This is a genomic window from Polynucleobacter sp. UK-Mo-2m-Kol15, from assembly GCF_018881505.1.
Taxonomy (GTDB): Bacteria; Pseudomonadota; Gammaproteobacteria; order Burkholderiales; family Burkholderiaceae; genus Polynucleobacter.
The window spans coordinates 1834255-1851160 of record NZ_JACVQC010000001.1; the positions used below are offsets into that span (position 1 = coordinate 1834255).

The following is a 16906-nucleotide window of genomic DNA, read 5'->3' on the forward strand; positions in this document are numbered from 1 at the left end:
AAGTAATTTGTTTACTTACCTTTTACGTCTTTGAGCATACCATGAAGGCAATCTTAAATCCTGTGGATTAAAGGGCAAAGTATGTGCATGCGTATGCCAATATAGAATTTCTTCTTGAGATTCACCGGAAGATATTAGAGCGGAAAATACTTTGCCAGTATAGATAGGATCCAAGGTAAGATCATCTCCAGCGCACATGTCGATGGCATTCTGCCCCTCAGGCGTCGGCCAACCATACCCTTTGCCTAGATGAGTCTTGTCTATTATGATCATACTTTCTGCTAGTGAAACTAGTGATTTCTGCTGAGACGGCCCAACCAATAATTGAGCTGCTGACTTCAATAAACGTTTTAATACAAAACGGTTCACTACCATACTTGAAGTGACCTGAATTGCATTGATTGGATTTACCCTTCCAGCAAGAGCTAAACCAAGAGCCAAACCAGCTACCGAACTACCGCTTCCTAGTGCCATATAAATTGGATAACGATCAGAACGCAGCACTCCATCCGTCTGGTCAAGTATTTCAATTGCAGCATTGACGGTACCCAAAACCCCAAAATCACTTGATCCTCCTAAGCTGATGAAATATGGATTTAATCTCGCTTTCTGCATAGCCTTCATTAAGGATCGTATCTTTAAAAAAGCCTTCAATTCATTACTCACTGGGTAGAGATGAGCTCCAGCGGAGATCGATTGACTAATGGTGAAGTCAATATGCGGTAGTTCTGGCTGCGCTAAAACAACTGCATGAAGGTTCAGATCCAAAGCTTGAGTATGACGTGCTGTAGCTAGAATATGATGAGAGCCCCAGCTCCCAATAGTTACAAGATTCTTTGCCCCCTTATTAAGGGCATCATACAAAATAAATTCTAGTTTACGTACTTTTGATCCCCCATACACTGAGGAGATATCTGAGTCATCCTTAATAAATACGCTTTTACCGAGCATTTTAGAGGCATGATTCAGTCGACGAATTGGACTTAAGCCATCCTGAAGGTGTATCTTCTTGTCTAAATTGTCAGAAAATTGAACTTTAGTCATATATTTAAGATATTGGCAATATCCCATGGCACATAATTATGATTAATTTCACTGTTGTCTTCTTTTAGGTTGCTCTATAAATTCTCGTGGCGATTCATTAAGCATGACTGCCTTTTTCCTTAGATACCCACATCTCTCAATCATCTACTGATCCAACTACTTATGAGTGAAATTCAAATTATCAAAACTGAAGGTGTAATAAGAGAGGCTCAACTCAACTGTGACTGGAATGTTCTTTCAGAAATGCTGTCAAAGAATTTAATTTACATCCATTCAAACGCCTATGTTGATAATTATGAAACTTATTTAGAAAAAATTAAAAATAAAATACTGCAATACCAACAAATTGAAATAAGCACTCAAGCGCTACAACTTCATAACGAAATGGCGATCAAAACATCACTCGTTAGGGGTGCTGTACTCGTACTAGGCAATGAGAAGCGGTTAAATAACTACACCACTACAATATGGGTCAAAGAAGATGGAAAATGGAGGCCAAGTCTTTTCCAAAGCACCGCTATCGACTAGAGGGGGCTACCATCTTAACAAGGCAGTTTCTATAGAAGATCCAGGGCCCATTGCCATTAAAATTCCATAATCCCCTTCTTTAGGTGTGCCTTCCTTTAGCAACTCACCTAAAGCAAAAATAACAGCGGATGAAGATACATTTCCATAACGCTTCAAAATATTGCGAGTATGGCGGACAGCATCCTGGGATAACTGTAGATTTTCCACGATAGAGTCAATTACTTTTTTTCCGCCTGAATGCAATACCCAGTGTTTAATATCCTCCTTTTGTAGACCATGGCGTTCAAGCAAACGATTAACTGGAATTGGGGCATTTCTGCCGATCACATATGGAATATCTCGATCAAGGAAGAAGGAGAGCCGCGTGCCATCCAAGTTATAGCGCATAGCCCCAATCGAGTCTGTAATGATAAGTGGCTCGAAATCCAAAACAGCTGGGCCAGAGCGCCAATCATCATGAAGATCACTCCTAATAACCAAAGCTGAAGCCCCATCACCAAAAAGAGAGTTAACCACTGCCGTTGATAAATCTTGATTAATGACATAGGCAGCTGAACAGATTTCAATGCTAACGAGTAAACCGCTTACTCCAGGCATTGATTGAGCGATGGCGGTGGCAGCCTGGAGACCGTTAATAGCAGCATTGCAACCCATACCCACTAAGTCCATCCGGCGAATGCTATCCTTAAAACCCAAGTGCTGAATGAGATAGGCCGTCAGACTTGGGCATAAAAAGCCAGTTGAGGTAGTGCAGACAATAAACCCTACTTCATCCACTTTTATTTCGCTGGTTTTGAGAGCCCTTTCAATTGCCTTACTTCCTATATCCAGAGCTCCGTTCAGATGTCGATCAATCAGAGATTGGGGTGATTCTTCTGGTGGCAAACCATCCTGTAGCTCAGGCAAATAAAGTGCCCTAGTTTCAATATGACTATTAAGAAATAAATTCTGAATCTTAGTATTTTTTTCGCCCGACCAAGCCAAGACTTCTTCTTGAGTATAAAAATTCTCAGGATTGGCTGTACCAACTTCAATCAATCGCGGCAACATAGAACGGCTCATGCTTTTGACACTTTATTGATAGCAAGCAAAGCTTGAGCTAATAAGTCAGCACGAAGAGAATCTCCCCCGCTAGCATTTAATTCTAATACTTGCTTACCAACAGAGATTGCATCGGCATCTCTCTTCTGAATCCTCTCGACCCATTGAGCAACACAACTCATCAGCTCACCCTCAATACAAACCTGAGAAAGCAGACCAGCCGCATAAGCTTCCTGAGCGCTCCAGCGAGCACCGCCAAGAATTAAGTCTTTTGTTCTTGGAATGCCAATATATTTCGGCAAGAGATTGGTGGCTGCAGCAGCTGGAAGAAGGCCGAACTCAAGCTCAGGAAGCCAAAATTTTGCATTTGGGCTTGAGATGCGAATATCACAACTGATTGCAAGTTCAAAACCACCTCCAACTGCCGAACCATTAATTGCGGCAATACTAATTTTTGGACAGTCTCGCAGAGCTTTAAATACTGCAGCACTTTTAAGGCTGAGAATAGATCTCCAGCTACGTGACTCTATTTCGGTACGATCAGCACCCGCACAAAATACCTTATCACCTGCGCCCTTGATAATAATTACTTTCACCAGGTCATTATTAGCCGCTAAATCGATACAAGTTTCCAAGTCTGAAAGTGTTTGCTGAGTATAAGAATTTGCTTTATCAGGTCGATTGATCGTGATATGGAAAAGGCCATCCTCTACTTTGGCCTCTACTCCTGATTGCATTAATTTAATTTGACTCATTGTTTTTTTTCAAAATCTTTAAAATCCAGGCATTTCCATTGGCTCGAAAGCATCTGTTTAGCAAGATCGGTTAACCCAACACTGGCGCCACACTCAACTATTGTTCCGCTATCTAAAATAGCAATTTTCTTCATTGTTAAATTCCAATTCATCGGGGCAGCAATATTACTTCTAATTTCTGCACAAATATCATCCGCCGTAGTTAGCCATTTTTGCGAAAGCGAGGAAAGTATTGGCCAAGAAGGCGTCCTCACATCAAGGGTACTAACCAAACGATTAAGCTCTGGACTTATTTTTAACAAAGTAGTAGTATGAAATGGAGCGGTTAAAGGAATTAAACGCGTCAAAGTGGCACCCTCTTCAAGCGATCGATCTAAAACTACTTTAACGGAGCTAGCCAAGCCGGTAAACAGGATTGTATGCGGGCCATAAAAATCAGTAATCTCAAGTGTGCTATCAACATCACTCATGATGACATTGAGTTTTTCTACCGGAAACTCAACAACAGCACCAACAGCCCATGGAGTTTCTTTAAGAGCTTCATGGGCTTGATTGCAAATTGACTGCACGAGCCTCATGGTAGATTCAAAATCCAGCGCATTTGAATGCACTAAGGCGGAAAAAAATCCCATGCTGTAAGAGCTCGCACGATCACATTTCCCTAAGTTTTCAGTAACCCACTGAGCCATTGAGACATTTTCAATAATGCAGGCATAGTGAGCCTGTTCGGTAATGTGCGCATGCGAAGCACTATTATTTCGGGGATCATCCAGCAGGGCTAGATTTAAGGGTGCGCATTTTTTAGCACGTTCAAGCCATAATTGATAAATATCAGAAAGGCCTGAAATTTTTGAAATGTCAAACTCCGGAGACCTCATAGGAAAAGTGGGGAATAAAAAAATCATTTCAAGGTCTTAATGTACTTTATTTAACAGTTGATTATAGTTACAACTATGACAAATACCGACATCATTCTAGTGGGCTTTGGGCCCACTTCATCAGTCTTGGCGAACTTATTGGCCCCCTTAGGTTGGAATATCAAAATATTTGAGCAAAATTCAAAAATCTATGATTTACCCCGTGCCGTTTTTTTTGACGACGAAGTGATGCGCATCTTCCAGAAAATTGGACTAAGTGAAGATATTTTGAAATACACTTTTAAGGTGCGGGGCATGGATCTTGTCAATCAAGATGGATTAACTCTGTCCTCATATGAGGCGCCAACCCAAGTTGGCCCCCTTGGCTGGCATGCAGGGTATATGTTTCATCAACCCACTCTAGAGGGTCAATTAAGAGAAAAGCTTGCTCAATATACTAATGTTGAGATACATCTGGAGCATCGTGTCAGCACGGTAAGTTTGGTAAATGACAAAGCCTGCATTGGGGTCGATGGGCCTAACGGGGCTGAAAGTTACTCGGCAAAGTTTTTAATTGGTTGCTGCGGGGCTCGCTCAATTACTCGTAGCGCGTTAAATGTAGATATCCGAGATTATGGCGCTGACCAACAGTGGATTGTTATTGATATTGAATTAAATGGTGAAGTAGATCTACCCCTCAACACCGTCCAATATTGCGACCCCAATAGGCCCTCAACTTATATCCCAACACCTGACCAGACGAGGCGGTTTGAGTTAATGCTGATGGCAGATGAAAATGCGGATGATATTTTAAGGCCGGAGAAAATCTCTGAGCTTTTGGCTAAATGGCTTAACCCAGATCAATATCGGATTATCCGTTCGGCTGTATATGAGTTTCATGCACTTGTAGTTGAGCAGTGGCGCCATGACAATCTTTTTTTAGCAGGGGATGCCGCACATCAAATGCCGCCCTTCTTAGGACAAGGAATGTGCTCAGGAATAAAGGATGCTGCAAATCTGGCCTGGAAACTGGATTTTGTTTTGCGTGAATTTGCTTCTGATGAACTTTTGAACACTTATGAAGCTGAACGCAAGCCTTATGTAGAAAAAGTGATTGAGAGTGATTTATGGCTTAGCAAAATGATTCAAACTACTGACCGTGAATTAGCCATTCAGCGAGATCAATACCTCTTTAAACTACCTCCATCGGAGAGGAAGTTGGAGCCTCCCACAATTAAATTAGGTGGTCCAGCCTTTGATAAAGAAAGCGTATGTGGTTTACCTACCCCCCAACCAATTACACAAGGGGGTATAAAGCACGATGAACTCTTAGGAAAAAACCTCACATTAATTGGTGAAGTGTTGATTTCAGAAGACCTTCAAAAATTAATTGACTCATCTTTAATTACTTTGCTAAACAAGCCCAATGAGGAGATGCAAGAGTGGCTCAACGAACATCATGCTAGAGCAATATTGATACGGCCTGATAGATATATACAGGCAATCGTAAACTACCCTAATGATCTTGAAAAAGCTTTAAGCGAACTATCGATCACCTATTAAACAATTAGCTAATAGCGACGATTGGTCTAATGCCATATACAATGCGCACACAAGAATCAGTCAAGTTTTCAGGGCAGAGTTCTGTCATGCAACATAGAAAATCTCCGCGCTCGTAATGAGGATTTAGTTTTCTAAAGTAATCCGTATAAAAATGGTGGTCACCAAATTTTGACTTAATGTCTTCGATATTTTTATATGGGATAGATTTTGATAGCACCACCAGCCCTGATTCTGCATCGTACTCTTTAGGAAACTTTTGACGCACAAAGCCGTCTAAAATTTTCTTGAATCGAGGATCGCTTGGCTTATGTGGATTTGGAATGTATTCTTTAAAACATACCGGCAAAATACGATAGGTTCTATGGGTAGCGGTCAATAGCACCCAATAGGATTTTTCAGGCTCCAATAAGGCAGCTTCAGCAAAAACGTGGTCACCCCAAACTGGAATCCAAGTCGGATCGCCGGTAAATCTTTTTGATAGCACCGTATCACCCGAAAAAAAACCGTGGATCCGTTCACCTTCAAATTCCTGAGTCAAAACTTTTAAGGTGCTAAATCCCTCAATATTGCCCTCGGTATCATTGATACGAACTACCCAATCCTTTTCATCCAGGTCCTGATTAAACACATCCCTATCTAAACCAGCGAAATGCTCTTCAAGAATTAAAAACATATCCTCACGGTCTTTCAGCGACAGCCCGTCTACCTTGACAACGCAAGAGTAGGAATGGTTTATTGACATAATGGTAAAAAGGTGAGAAAAAACGGTAAGGCTATAATAACAAAACTAATGTAATAACTTGCGCCCTGCATGCATCTTTAGCGTGCTTCAAACTCATTTTGCCAATGTTGGGGATTTACTAGCATGTCCTCTGTAAAAGTACTCTCTAGCATTCCTGGTCGAATTCGGCTGGAGGTGCCTCTATTTAAGACTGAGCTCTCCCTAGGTGATTCTGTTGCTAAGGCACTAACCCTAAAAACCTCGTTCGATAAAGTTACTGCCAACCCAACCACTGGCTCGCTTCTCATTTATTTTTCTCAGGATTTTTCCGAAGAAGAAGTTATTAGTATTACCAAAAAAGCTATCCTTCTTCAATTAGAAAAGCGACTTGGTGAAATGAGGTGTTCAAAAGAACTTGTTTTACGAGATCGACAAAGTAACCCCGCCAGATTAAATCCATTTAAGAGCTTTATAGAGATCACCAATCCGTATCCCAAATTACGACGTAAGGTTGCAATCCTCTCCCTGGCAAATGGTATCGAGGATGCAACCCCACCACTAATTCTTGGTCTTGCAATTGATACCATTACACGCGGCTCTGCATCTATTCTTGCCTCTTTTGGGCTAAAGACTGCAGGTGCTCGACTTTTTGCTTTAGGTGGTTTTAGTATCTCTCTTTGGATGCTCGCTGCACTGATTGAATACTTGAATGATCGAGCTAAAGCGGAATTGGCAAATTCGGTTCGTCATGATCTACGACTAAAGCTCTATAACCACATTCAGTCTCTTGATATTAGTGACGTTGAGTCTCGTGAAATCAGCCAATGGATGGCAGTACTTGAAGGCGATATCAATCAAGTTCACCATTTTATTCGTCATGGCATGACCCCCTTCTTTAATGTCACTACAAACGTAATATCAGTTGCAGGAGTATTTTTAATTGTCTCGCCTGCATTTGCCGCCCTTCAATTACTCATGCTTCCGCCACTGATTTATGCTTCTCGAGCATTACTTCACCCAATCCGATTAAATTTTATGAGGGCTTACGATGATGGCGTAAAAATGAGCTCGATGATGAGCGGAAATATTGCCGGAATGTCGACTATCTCGAGCTTTAATTCCCAGCAAATCGAGAGCTCGCGCATTCAGTTGGCTAGTATGCAATACACCAATAGCATTCAAAAGGCCGAACAGTTAGAGGCAATCTACGTTCCTACGCTTCGACTTATTGCTGGGGGTGGCTTTATTACCTCCATTCTCTGGGGAGGCTTAAAAGTAGGTGCTGGACAGATTTCTGCCGGGGCCCTTAATACGATGGCTCTAACTCAGCTTCGATTATTGTCGGCCATTGCTAGAGTTGGTTATGGTCTGGATATGTACCAAAAAACCGCCAATGCCCTAACCCATGTAAACGACACTTTAGAAATCAAGCCAAAAATTTTAGGGGGTCATTTAATTAGTGACCCAACACTCATCCAAGGTGATATTTGCTTCAATAATGTTACCTTTGGATATGATCCGAATTATCCTGTAATCAAGCATTTAAATCTCTGGATGCCCCCAAAGAAAGTTATTGGTATTGTTGGCTTAACTGGAGCAGGAAAAAGTACGATCATCAAATTATTAATGCGTTTTTATGATGCTCAAGGCGGTGAAATTACTCTTGATGGAACAAACATTAAAGACTACCCGCTACAAACCTTACGTGAGTCGATGGCTTTTGTATCGCAAAACGTGACACTATTTAGTGGAACTATTTTTGAAAATATTGCCTACGGTAGGCGTGATGCAACGTACGAGGATGTGGTCAATGCTGCAAAGATTGCAGAGGCCCATGACTTTATTATGTCCCTGCCTAATCAATATGAAACCTCATTTGGATTTGGTGGCTTCTCTTTATCTGGCGGGCAACGTCAACGACTAGCAATCGCTCGAGCTATTCTTTTAGATAGGCCCATACTGCTTCTAGATGAAGCTACCTCATCGCTTGATTTTGAAACAGAAGCCTCTCTTCAGCGCTCCCTTCGCATTGCAACTGCTGGTAGAACTACCATCGTTGTTGCCCATCGCCTTGCAACCATTCGGAACGCAGATATGATTTACGTTCTGAAAAATGGTTCAATTTGTGAATGCGGAACTCATACTGAACTGCTCAAGCTCGATCAATCTTATGCAGGAATGTGGAAGATACAAACCGGTGAAAAAATGAATGCAGATTCCTAGACTAGCCTTTCTAGAAAGAAGATTGAATGACTAAAACATTACCGCCTCCCCTTTTTTTGAAAATTGATGAATTGAAGTGCCAGGGACACAATCGCTGCTATCTCATCTGCCCTGAATTATTCGATGTCGACGACTTTGGAATGGCTAAACTACTTTCCAACAATCCAATTCCTGACAACTTGATGGAAAAGGCGCAATTAGCAGTTCAAAATTGTCCGGAATTTGCAATTTCAATCACAGACTCTTCAAGCTAAATGACTAAGTCAATATATGGCCCCGTCTCAAATTGGGACAACGACTTTGACCATGCGGACCCAGCATATAACGAAAATATCCATGAAATATGGCTAAAGATGCGTGAAAAGTGTCCCATAGCACACACCAATCGCTACGGAGGAGTTTGGCTACCCTTAACCTATGACATGATCCGAGCAGTTGCGTATGACACAGAACATTTTTCCAGCGATGGAATTATCGTCAGCTCCGATAAACCCATTGTGCCCAGACCGGTAGGCGCCGCACCCCCAATCACTAGCGACCCCCCTTTTCATACCCAAGCCAGAAAGCTTTTACTGCCCCCCTTCTCAAGTAAAAAAATTGCCTTACTTGAAAACAGCATACGAGAGCTTTGTGTGCACCTATTGGATAGCCTAGATTTAAAAAATGGGGATTTAACTTTTGATGCCTCTAACCATTACGCTAGACATATTCCGTTGAATATTATTGTAAAAATGCTTGGATTACCTGAGCAAGATAGCTCACTTCTTTTTTCATTTATTAAGGATATAGTCGAAGACGTTAATTTAACTCCAGAACAGTTAATGGATAATCGAAATCGGCTAGACAGCTATCTCGATATTCAAATCGAAGATCATCGCCAGAACCCTAGAGATGATTTAATTTCGTACCTAATCAGTACCACCCTAGATGACAATCCTCTTGATGAGCAGCACATTAGAGGCGCAATAGGACTTATGTTTATTGCAGGAGTTGATACAACATGGAGCATGATCGGCTCCAGCATATGGCACCTCGCAACCCATCCAGATGATGTAAAAAAATTGATCCAGTCTCCAGAGCTCATTGATTCAGCTGTAGAAGAATTTCTGAGAGCCTATGCTCCAGTGACAATGGCACGCCTGGTTACAGAAGATTTTGAATTTTTTAGCCACCAACTTAAAAAAGATGATTGGATATTGGTTCCTTATCCTGCCGCCAACAGAGACCCAGCAGCATTTGAGAATGCTGATAGTGTTCAGCTAGATAGGAGGATTAATCGTCATGCCGCATTTGGGCTTGGTATTCACCGCTGCATTGGATCAAATTTAGCGCGTCTAGAATTGAAAATCGCTATTGAAGAGTTCATTAAACGCTTCCCCGAATTCACATTAGCCAACCCATCTGAAGTCAAATGGAGTTCAGGTCAAATCAGGGGACCAAGAAAGTTAGATATTGCAATTCCAAGTCACTAATCAACCCGGTTGGCTACCACCTGCAATTGGCTATTCATCATCTGAGGTTTTTGCTGGCCCTAACTCCACCGGCAGCGGTTTTCCATCTTCATCAAGCTCTATGGCATAAACCATGTTTGGATACATCTCTATTGGGAAAGCGATTCGGTAACCCACTAACCATACTTGAAACTTTTTACCTTCTTTAAGTATAGTTTTCAGTCTTTGAGAGTTAACTTTGGCTAACCACCATGCATCCTTGTTAACAAACTGCCTAAAGTCATTAGGCCCATCAAAACCTTTAGCCAAAATCACATATGAGGCATCCCCAGCTGTAGCAATATTATCTCTAATGGAGTTAATCGCAACGATCTCTACCTCCTGAGGACGGGGGATAATAAAACCGAGTGGTCCAAGCACTAAAAAGAAAGGGATAACCAATACGATCACCTTTCTGGCAAATGTTAGCTCCCAGAAAGTGAAGATACTCGACTGAATAATAATAATGGTTTTGCGTACCTCAATTAAAAACTCTCCAATAACCATAAAGTAAGTGTATTTCCAGAAAGACTTGAAGAAAAGGTTACTCTCTTGCGCCTTATATAAAGCTTCAAAAGGAAGGCCGGATGCGACGCCCAGAGGAATAGTCAAGAAGCGGAGCAACATTCGCATGGTTGTTAATACCTTCTCTAGGAACCAAATCCAAAACCTAAATATGGCAATAAACACATAGACTATAAAAAGAAGAATGCGGAGAGTTAAAAACAAATCCCAAAAAATACGGAAAATACTTTTAAAGAAATTGATAAACTTGGCAAAAGAACTTGACGCCAAAGCTTCCCCCTTAGAGAGCTGGCTAGTTTTTTCTGGCGGGGGAAGCTTGGGAGGGTTAGATTGGGACATAAACCCTGGAGTTCAATTTTAAAAGTAAAGAGTCAACAACAAAAAAGGCACAAAGTGCCTCTTCTGAATTGATTAACAAACGCTATTACTTCTTAAGGTCTTTTAATTCGGAACGTAAACCATGAATTTCGCGTTCTAAATTTTTCTCGCGACCTTCAATTGCTTCTTCACGAATCTTTTTAGCTTCTTCAACACCTTCAGACCATACGGTTTGGGAAAATTCTTTTGCAGACAAAGCAGCACTCACTGTACCAACCAACAGTGGGCGAATTACCTTAGGAATAATAACAGTAGAAACTGCACCCAGTACAAAAGTAAACAGGGGCTTAGAAGCCAATTGAATCATGAATATCTCCCTTAAAGTTGCAGTTTTTGACCTAAAATAGCTGTAAAAAAATACCGTATCAGTATATAGTAACAGCCATAGAGAGAGCAAATTTAACTAAATTTGCGTCTCACAATGTGCCTTATTAACCTCTCAAAACTTAGACCACTATGCTTATTGCAGTCATTTCTTTCCTAGCCGGCCTATTTTTTGCGCCAATTTTGCGCCCTTTAATTAAGCCTTTTTTCATTGAAATCATTAAATTTTCTTACTCCGCTGTGGAGGAAGCTAAAAAGGCAACGGCCAAAGCGAAGGAAGATTTGGCCGATGCTGTCGCCACTGCTGAGCGTGGAATAGTCGAAGAGGCAAAAAACAAAGAGGGTGAAGAAAATACCCCTCCCAAGCATCACTAAATCACAAAGTATTGCAGCTGGCTCGCATGAGAGTTATTAGTGTTGCCAACCAAAAAGGGGGGTGCGCCAAGACTACAACAGCAGTTAATCTTGCTGCTTCCCTTGCTGAAACCAAAAAGAGGGTTTTGCTGATCGACCTGGACCCCCAGGCGAATGCATCCCAGTGGCTTGGAGCTAGTAACCCAGCCAAAACCTCTTTTTCGATATTCAGCTCAAAAATTCCTATTCAGGATCTTATTCAGCCCACCCAAGTGACAGATATCAACATCATTTCTGGTCATCAAGATTTAGCATCTGTAGAAAAAGTGGTTGCCAATGAACTAGGGGTCGACTTTTTACTGAAACGACGCTTAAGGGACCTCAATCCCAAGGACTGGGATTTCATCATAATCGACACCCCACCAACCCTCGGCTTGCTAACAGTGAATGCGCTCACCAGCTCTGGCGAACTATTAATCCCAGTAACAACACACATCATGACATTAACTGGTGTAGCGCAACTCATTAATAAATATAATGAGATTAAAGAAGTCTTAAATCCAGATCTGGAAATCCTTGGTTTTCTTCCATCACGCGTTGATACTAGAACTAAACACTCAAAAGAGATATTGCAGTCACTGATCGATAGATTTGGAAATAAAGTCTTGAAAAGCGTCATTCGCGAAAATATACGACTCGCGGAAGCCCCCTCTTTTAATGAAAATATATTAATTTATGATGGGCAATCAGGCGCAGCAAAGGATTATCGAGAATTAGCGCAAGAAGTAATTCAATTGGGGAAAAGTTATGCCAAGATCAAAAAAATCGACCATTCAGAATAACCCCTTAGAGCAAATTTCACCTATTGCTGATGTTGAGAAAATCAAAAATTCAATCGGTCCAAAAAAACAAAGTATTAATAAGAAATCTTCTGCTGCTAAAGATAAGGCACCACCCCCCGATAAGAGTCCCGAGAGAAAGAAGGTCTCTGCCACCAAGTCGACAATCACCATATCTGGCACCCCTAAACGCGGCTCCAATGAGATAGAGCGAGATTTACTTGCCTTGTCTACGATCAAAAAATGGTCTCGTCTAGCAAGCGCCTGTGCAATACCCCCAGTACCCCTACTTGCTACCGCTGCAAGCAGCGGTGTACAGATAAAGATGATTAAAGATTTGTGCTCTATTTATGAGATACCCTTTCACAAGGAATTGGTTCAAGCGACCATCAGCAGTATCCTAGGCAGCGGAACCGCCTTATTTTCTCTAGGCTATCTTGCCAAGGAGTTGTTATATGGAATTCCTTATGCAGGAAACATTCTGTTGGTCCTTACGCAACCGGCTGCGATTTATAAATTAACAAGCAGCTTAGGAACTCTTTTCATGCGCCATTTCCAAAATCAAGGTGATCTCACTAATCTAGATATAAAAGAATCCAGGTTGGCGTTAAAAAATCAATTGCAATGAGATCGCCTGCTCCTTAAACCCCTAAGAGCTGAAGATATTAGCAATATCAATTTTTTCAAAATGCTATGTAACGGAAAAAAACTAGCGTAAGTACTTGTGAGATCTAGAAATCCATCTTATATTGAATTTAGTTGAGTAAATTTAAAAAATTTTTCTGAGGGCGATTAATTCAATCTCAAAATCACCTAAATTAACCTTGCCCAACCTTGGAAACTCGAGTCCAAGAATAATAAAAATTGTTCCCGTCATTAAGATGGTGAACATAATGGTGAGCAGCCAATCTCTTTGATTTTGGATTCCCAAATTGTAGCCAGCAACTAAAGATCCGACCATACATAAAAGAATTAATGCCTGAAAAACAATGCGTGGAGGATGAAATTTGATCGCTAAGCGCTGATTTTCTGAGGCAGTAAACATATCAGATAATTCGGGCAAGATTTGCGCAGCAACTAATTTCTGGGGAAATGGTGTTTCACTGACTGCAAGCACAACCTCTTTCCATATTTGACTAGCAATCGCATTATGTACATCAATCCGAGACCTTAACTCTTTCTCGGATAAATCACCTTGTGATTGATATAGATTAATTCGGGTATCTAGGTATTCTCTAAAAAGCTCTCGAATCTTAGGCTGGTCTTTTGTCGCTAGAAGATCAATGGACTGATATGCCGTTCCTAGGGAACTAACTTCCTGAACAATGAGTTGTCGTCGGTGATCAAAACGATCAGAGGCGCCAGAAAAAGTAATGGCAACTAACAGGGCTAACAAACCAAAAATAGACGCCAAGAATGTATCGCTCGAATCTGCTTTTTGAATATGGTATTTTGAAACGAGAAAAGTTCCAGTACGCCACCCTATTTCTACCATCAATAACATACACAGCAATAATACCCAGAACATCATATTGGATGTCAGAAGATATATGATCAGGTCTTCATTAAATAGCATGGTTTGATAGGCTCACATTTTGAAAGGGGCGCCACAATCACATTGAATAAGATAGTAGGCCTCACCCGTAATTAAAACACCCCATAGATTTTATAAAGGTTCAGCGAGCTACTACTAAAGCAATATCACTATAAACCTTAATAATTATCATTAGATTTCTAATGATTTATCAGTGTAGAGCCTATCAAGTAAACCGTTTAATCAACTTTATAGGTTAGTAGATGAACTACAGCATTGTTTAATATAGGATTTTGGCCTGCCCAGCACGATTCCAACGTGGGCGGCCTACGCCTTAGAGGGGCGCAATTTCAAAACTAACTCAAAAATCTCTTAAAGGGCCGTAACGGACTATCTGCGCCAAAAAGAAAAACTGTCCTTAGATGGTTTTTGGTAAGGATTTTAGTAACATTGGTGTTGTATCTGTTCAAACCCTTTTAATACCTATTGACTTGGCGGAGAGGGTGGGATTCGAACCCACGGTACCTTTGACAGTACGCCTGATTTCGAGTCAGGTACATTCGACCACTCTGCCACCTCTCCGTGACTTTAGGCCGATTTGATTACTATTTATCGGCCGCTTGACGATGTATGGACATTTATGAAGATTCCATAACCGCAAATACAAAGTAGCCTCACATCATAAACGATGAAAGGCTGTAGGGAATTTAGAGGCTAGCCAATAAAGGATCGAATCGCTTTATAAATTAAATCCGGGCGCTCTTCTTGTGGGTAATGCCCTGTGGGAATATCAGTCCCCTCAAGATCATCGGCCCACTTAGCCCAAGCTGCTATTGGCGTAAAGTGTCTTCCGCAATGGCTATTGCTTCCCCATAGAACCATGACTGGGCAAGCAATTTTCTTGTTATTTGCAAGATCGGCAGTATCCATTTCTAGATCGACAGATACCGTAGCGCGATAGTCCTCACAGATAGCATGAATTTGCTCAGGAGTAGTACAGCGAGCGTATTCAGCCAATGCTTCAGGAGCAAATATTTTTAAACCAACACCTTTTTTATTGAGCTTATAGTTGATGTAGTAATCCAAATCACCACATATCAAGCGCTCAGGAAAGGGCTCCTTTTGCGCCATAAAAAACCAGTGATAGGATTCCAGTCCCCAACCCATTGTTACCTTGGTCAACACTTCATGCGTTGGCACGATGTCCAAGGGGATAAATTTAGTCACAGTTTCAGGATGATCTAAGCACATCCTGAAGCCCACACGCGCACCCCGATCATGCCCAACAACGGGAAATTTTGTGAAGCCTAACTGAGCCATCACCTTAACAGCATCATTAGCCATCGAACGAAACGAATATGCTGAGTGATCGCCACCACCCAAAGGCTTATCGCTATCACCATAACCACGTAGGTCAACTGCAACCACCGTATAGTGCTTAGCCAAGGTAGGCGCCACCTTATGCCAGGTCACATGGGTTAGTGGATTTCCATGAATTAGTAAGAGAGGAGGACCGCTACCGCCAATAACGCCATTGATATTGACGCCGTCACCTGGCAATTTAAATGGTTTGAAGCCTTCCATGAGCTTGGCATTATGCGGAATGAGCGTATCGAACTCCAAGGATTCAACATCAGCAGGCGTATGAATTCTCTTTCTAGTCATAAGGCCTCCTTATTTATTTATTCTTGCAGTCGCAAGGTTTGTAATGACATCAAATGCCCTTTTCATTGCACCAACATCTGCAATGCCTTGTCCCACGATGTCATATGCAGTTCCATGGGAAGGTGTTGTATACAGCGTTTTAAGACCACCCGTTAGTGTGACGCCTTCACTAAAGCCAAGAAGCTTCGTAGCTATCTGGCCTTGATCATGGTACATAATCACAACCGCATCAAAATCACCAGCACGTGCCTTTAAGAAAACTGTATCTGATGGGAATGGGCCTTCGCATGGCAGGCCTTCTGCACGCAAACGATCTAATGTAGGTCGAATGATTTCAATCTCTTCAGAACCAAATAGGCCACCCTCTCCATTATGTGGATTTAAGGCAGCTACTCCAATTCGGGGATGTGTCTTGCCAAGACCACGCATGGTCTCGTGAGCCAATCGCAATGCACCCTCGATTCTTTCGGGGATGACCATATCTACTGCTTGACGAAGACTCACATGAGAGGTGACTCGGAAGGTACAGAACAGCTTAATTAGATTGACTTCACCGTAATAGCCCTCATGACCATTCCAATTGGCAAACATTTCATGCTCATCTCGATACTTCCATCCACCTTTATTCAATGCGCCCTTATTAAGAGGCGCAAAGCAGACTGCATCCATTTTTCCGGCATGAACCATATCCGTCATGACTTTAAGTGTTTCTCCAGTCAATCGCCCAGACTCAATCGATGTCTGGCCACGAGGAATCTCGGCTGGATTAATATTTTTTAGGTCCAAAAACTGTATGCCAGGCTTTGACCAATCAGCAGAATCTATATCGTTGACGACATTAACGGTCAACTTGATCTTGGCATCAGCCATACCAATTTCTAAGACCCTCAAGTCTCCGACAACAAATACTCTGGCTTGCTCGTGCGTCTCAGGTTTTGCAAGTAACTTAACTGCCACCTCGGGACCAATCCCCGTTACGTCACCCAGCATTAGACCAACAATTGGTTTTTGACTCATGCAATACCCTTTAATGAAATAGTGATTCAAATGCGTTTTATGCCTATC

Annotated in this window: 18 protein-coding genes and 1 tRNA gene; 8 read left to right on the forward strand and 11 right to left on the reverse strand. The window is 41.7% G+C overall.

From position 1 onward, the window contains the following. Positions 1 to 15 precede the first annotated feature (15 nt). Positions 16 to 1044 carry a pyridoxal-phosphate dependent enzyme gene (locus ICN43_RS09500; protein WP_216199241.1) on the reverse strand — a complete coding sequence of 343 codons (1029 nt, stop codon included), beginning with the start codon at positions 1042 to 1044 and terminating at the stop codon, positions 16 to 18. A gap of 162 nt (positions 1045 to 1206) precedes the next feature. Here ICN43_RS09500 and ICN43_RS09505 point away from each other — a divergent pair, with 162 nt between their 5' ends. Beyond that, entirely contained in the window at positions 1207 to 1572 is a 366-nt protein-coding gene (locus ICN43_RS09505; RefSeq protein WP_216199244.1) for a nuclear transport factor 2 family protein, read from the forward strand. 6 nt (positions 1573 to 1578) lie between these two features. On the opposite strand, the gene ICN43_RS09510 is transcribed toward ICN43_RS09505, so the two are convergent. The 3 genes from ICN43_RS09510 to ICN43_RS09520 are packed head-to-tail and all read right to left on the reverse strand — an operon-like array spanning position 1579 to position 4273. After that, positions 1579 to 2634 carry a type III polyketide synthase gene (locus ICN43_RS09510; RefSeq protein WP_216199247.1) on the reverse strand — a complete coding sequence of 352 codons (1056 nt, stop codon included), beginning with the start codon at positions 2632 to 2634 and terminating at the stop codon, positions 1579 to 1581. Next, positions 2631 to 3368, reverse strand: a complete 738-nt coding sequence (locus ICN43_RS09515; RefSeq protein WP_216199249.1) for an enoyl-CoA hydratase/isomerase family protein — start codon at positions 3366 to 3368, stop codon at positions 2631 to 2633. The genes ICN43_RS09510 and ICN43_RS09515 overlap by 4 nt, the downstream gene beginning before the upstream one ends. After that, positions 3365 to 4273 carry a hypothetical protein gene (locus ICN43_RS09520; protein WP_216199251.1) on the reverse strand — a complete coding sequence of 303 codons (909 nt, stop codon included), beginning with the start codon at positions 4271 to 4273 and terminating at the stop codon, positions 3365 to 3367. Before ICN43_RS09520 ends, ICN43_RS09515 begins: the two co-directional genes overlap by 4 nt. A 48-nt stretch (positions 4274 to 4321) precedes the next feature. On the opposite strand from ICN43_RS09520, the gene ICN43_RS09525 reads away from it, so the two are divergent. Continuing rightward, positions 4322 to 5788: a bifunctional 3-(3-hydroxy-phenyl)propionate/3-hydroxycinnamic acid hydroxylase gene (locus ICN43_RS09525; protein WP_216199254.1), complete on the forward strand. Its 1467-nt coding sequence runs from the start codon at positions 4322 to 4324 to the stop codon at positions 5786 to 5788. Between the two features lie 4 nt (positions 5789 to 5792). Here ICN43_RS09525 and ICN43_RS09530 read toward each other — a convergent pair whose 3' ends face one another. Continuing rightward, a complete protein-coding gene (locus ICN43_RS09530; RefSeq protein WP_216199257.1) occupies positions 5793 to 6461 on the reverse strand; it encodes a hypothetical protein in 669 nt (222 codons plus the stop codon). A gap of 192 nt (positions 6462 to 6653) precedes the next feature. Here ICN43_RS09530 and ICN43_RS09535 point away from each other — a divergent pair, with 192 nt between their 5' ends. From ICN43_RS09535 to ICN43_RS09545, 3 genes are read left to right on the forward strand one after another with little or no spacing between them, the layout of a single operon-like run. Next, positions 6654 to 8732 carry an ABC transporter ATP-binding protein/permease gene (locus ICN43_RS09535; RefSeq protein WP_216199261.1) on the forward strand — a complete coding sequence of 693 codons (2079 nt, stop codon included), beginning with the start codon at positions 6654 to 6656 and terminating at the stop codon, positions 8730 to 8732. 26 nt (positions 8733 to 8758) lie between these two features. Next, a complete protein-coding gene (locus ICN43_RS09540) occupies positions 8759 to 8986 on the forward strand; it encodes a ferredoxin (RefSeq protein WP_216199264.1) in 228 nt (75 codons plus the stop codon). Then, positions 8987 to 10204: a cytochrome P450 gene (locus tag ICN43_RS09545; protein WP_216199266.1), complete on the forward strand. Its 1218-nt coding sequence runs from the start codon at positions 8987 to 8989 to the stop codon at positions 10202 to 10204. It begins immediately after the preceding gene. A 30-nt stretch (positions 10205 to 10234) separates the two neighbouring features. Here ICN43_RS09545 and ICN43_RS09550 read toward each other — a convergent pair whose 3' ends face one another. Both ICN43_RS09550 and ICN43_RS09555 read right to left on the reverse strand, forming a co-directional pair. Further along, the gene (locus ICN43_RS09550; protein WP_216199269.1) at positions 10235 to 11086 is read right to left on the reverse strand and encodes a hypothetical protein; all 852 of its coding nucleotides are present in this window, start codon (positions 11084 to 11086) and stop codon (positions 10235 to 10237) included. An 85-nt stretch (positions 11087 to 11171) separates the two neighbouring features. Next, entirely contained in the window at positions 11172 to 11432 is a 261-nt protein-coding gene (locus tag ICN43_RS09555; RefSeq protein ID WP_216199271.1) for a hypothetical protein, read from the reverse strand. 149 nt (positions 11433 to 11581) lie between these two features. Here ICN43_RS09555 and ICN43_RS09560 point away from each other — a divergent pair, with 149 nt between their 5' ends. Genes ICN43_RS09560 through ICN43_RS09570 form a run of 3 tightly spaced genes read left to right on the forward strand, consistent with a single transcriptional unit; the run spans position 11582 to position 13270 of the window. Further along, entirely contained in the window at positions 11582 to 11824 is a 243-nt protein-coding gene (locus tag ICN43_RS09560) for a hypothetical protein (protein ID WP_216199274.1), read from the forward strand. 26 nt (positions 11825 to 11850) lie between these two features. Then, positions 11851 to 12645, forward strand: coding sequence for a ParA family protein (locus ICN43_RS09565; protein ID WP_216199277.1), 795 nt, complete (start codon positions 11851 to 11853; stop codon positions 12643 to 12645). Then, the gene (locus tag ICN43_RS09570; protein WP_216199280.1) at positions 12611 to 13270 is read left to right on the forward strand and encodes a YcjF family protein; all 660 of its coding nucleotides are present in this window, start codon (positions 12611 to 12613) and stop codon (positions 13268 to 13270) included. The genes ICN43_RS09565 and ICN43_RS09570 overlap by 35 nt, the downstream gene beginning before the upstream one ends. 141 nt (positions 13271 to 13411) lie before the next feature. Here the strand turns inward: ICN43_RS09570 and ICN43_RS09575 are convergent, their stop codons facing one another. From ICN43_RS09575 to ICN43_RS09590, 4 genes are all read right to left on the reverse strand, one after another. Next, positions 13412 to 14173: a hypothetical protein gene (locus ICN43_RS09575; protein ID WP_216199282.1), complete on the reverse strand. Its 762-nt coding sequence runs from the start codon at positions 14171 to 14173 to the stop codon at positions 13412 to 13414. Between the two features lie 495 nt (positions 14174 to 14668). After that, positions 14669 to 14758 (reverse strand) — tRNA-Ser (locus ICN43_RS09580). A 132-nt stretch (positions 14759 to 14890) separates the two neighbouring features. After that, positions 14891 to 15841: an alpha/beta fold hydrolase gene (locus ICN43_RS09585; RefSeq protein WP_255533485.1), complete on the reverse strand. Its 951-nt coding sequence runs from the start codon at positions 15839 to 15841 to the stop codon at positions 14891 to 14893. 9 nt (positions 15842 to 15850) lie between these two features. Then, positions 15851 to 16858 carry a 4-hydroxythreonine-4-phosphate dehydrogenase PdxA gene (locus tag ICN43_RS09590; RefSeq protein WP_216199285.1) on the reverse strand — a complete coding sequence of 336 codons (1008 nt, stop codon included), beginning with the start codon at positions 16856 to 16858 and terminating at the stop codon, positions 15851 to 15853. Between the last annotated feature and the right edge of the window lie 48 nt (positions 16859 to 16906).

Excerpts from the sequence above, each read along its gene's own strand:
- ICN43_RS09575 (WP_216199282.1), bottom strand. The coding sequence starts at position 14,173 with ATGATGTTCTGGGTATTATTGCTGTGTATGTTATTGATGGTAGAAATA.
- ICN43_RS09525 (WP_216199254.1), top strand. The coding sequence starts at position 4,322 with ATGACAAATACCGACATCATTCTAGTGGGCTTTGGGCCCACTTCATCA.
- ICN43_RS09570 (WP_216199280.1), top strand. The coding sequence starts at position 12,611 with ATGCCAAGATCAAAAAAATCGACCATTCAGAATAACCCCTTAGAGCAA.
- ICN43_RS09535 (WP_216199261.1), top strand. The coding sequence starts at position 6,654 with ATGTCCTCTGTAAAAGTACTCTCTAGCATTCCTGGTCGAATTCGGCTG.
- ICN43_RS09530 (WP_216199257.1), bottom strand. The coding sequence starts at position 6,461 with ATGTTTTTAATTCTTGAAGAGCATTTCGCTGGTTTAGATAGGGATGTG.
- ICN43_RS09500 (WP_216199241.1), bottom strand. The coding sequence starts at position 1,044 with ATGACTAAAGTTCAATTTTCTGACAATTTAGACAAGAAGATACACCTT.
- ICN43_RS09505 (WP_216199244.1), top strand. The coding sequence starts at position 1,207 with ATGAGTGAAATTCAAATTATCAAAACTGAAGGTGTAATAAGAGAGGCT.
- ICN43_RS09515 (WP_216199249.1), bottom strand. The coding sequence starts at position 3,368 with ATGAGTCAAATTAAATTAATGCAATCAGGAGTAGAGGCCAAAGTAGAG.
- ICN43_RS09565 (WP_216199277.1), top strand. The coding sequence starts at position 11,851 with ATGAGAGTTATTAGTGTTGCCAACCAAAAAGGGGGGTGCGCCAAGACT.
- ICN43_RS09550 (WP_216199269.1), bottom strand. The coding sequence starts at position 11,086 with ATGTCCCAATCTAACCCTCCCAAGCTTCCCCCGCCAGAAAAAACTAGC.
- ICN43_RS09560 (WP_216199274.1), top strand. The coding sequence starts at position 11,582 with ATGCTTATTGCAGTCATTTCTTTCCTAGCCGGCCTATTTTTTGCGCCA.
- ICN43_RS09590 (WP_216199285.1), bottom strand. The coding sequence starts at position 16,858 with ATGAGTCAAAAACCAATTGTTGGTCTAATGCTGGGTGACGTAACGGGG.
- ICN43_RS09520 (WP_216199251.1), bottom strand. The coding sequence starts at position 4,273 with ATGATTTTTTTATTCCCCACTTTTCCTATGAGGTCTCCGGAGTTTGAC.
- ICN43_RS09585 (WP_255533485.1), bottom strand. The coding sequence starts at position 15,841 with ATGACTAGAAAGAGAATTCATACGCCTGCTGATGTTGAATCCTTGGAG.
- ICN43_RS09555 (WP_216199271.1), bottom strand. The coding sequence starts at position 11,432 with ATGATTCAATTGGCTTCTAAGCCCCTGTTTACTTTTGTACTGGGTGCA.
- ICN43_RS09540 (WP_216199264.1), top strand. The coding sequence starts at position 8,759 with ATGACTAAAACATTACCGCCTCCCCTTTTTTTGAAAATTGATGAATTG.
- ICN43_RS09545 (WP_216199266.1), top strand. The coding sequence starts at position 8,987 with ATGACTAAGTCAATATATGGCCCCGTCTCAAATTGGGACAACGACTTT.
- ICN43_RS09510 (WP_216199247.1), bottom strand. The coding sequence starts at position 2,634 with ATGAGCCGTTCTATGTTGCCGCGATTGATTGAAGTTGGTACAGCCAAT.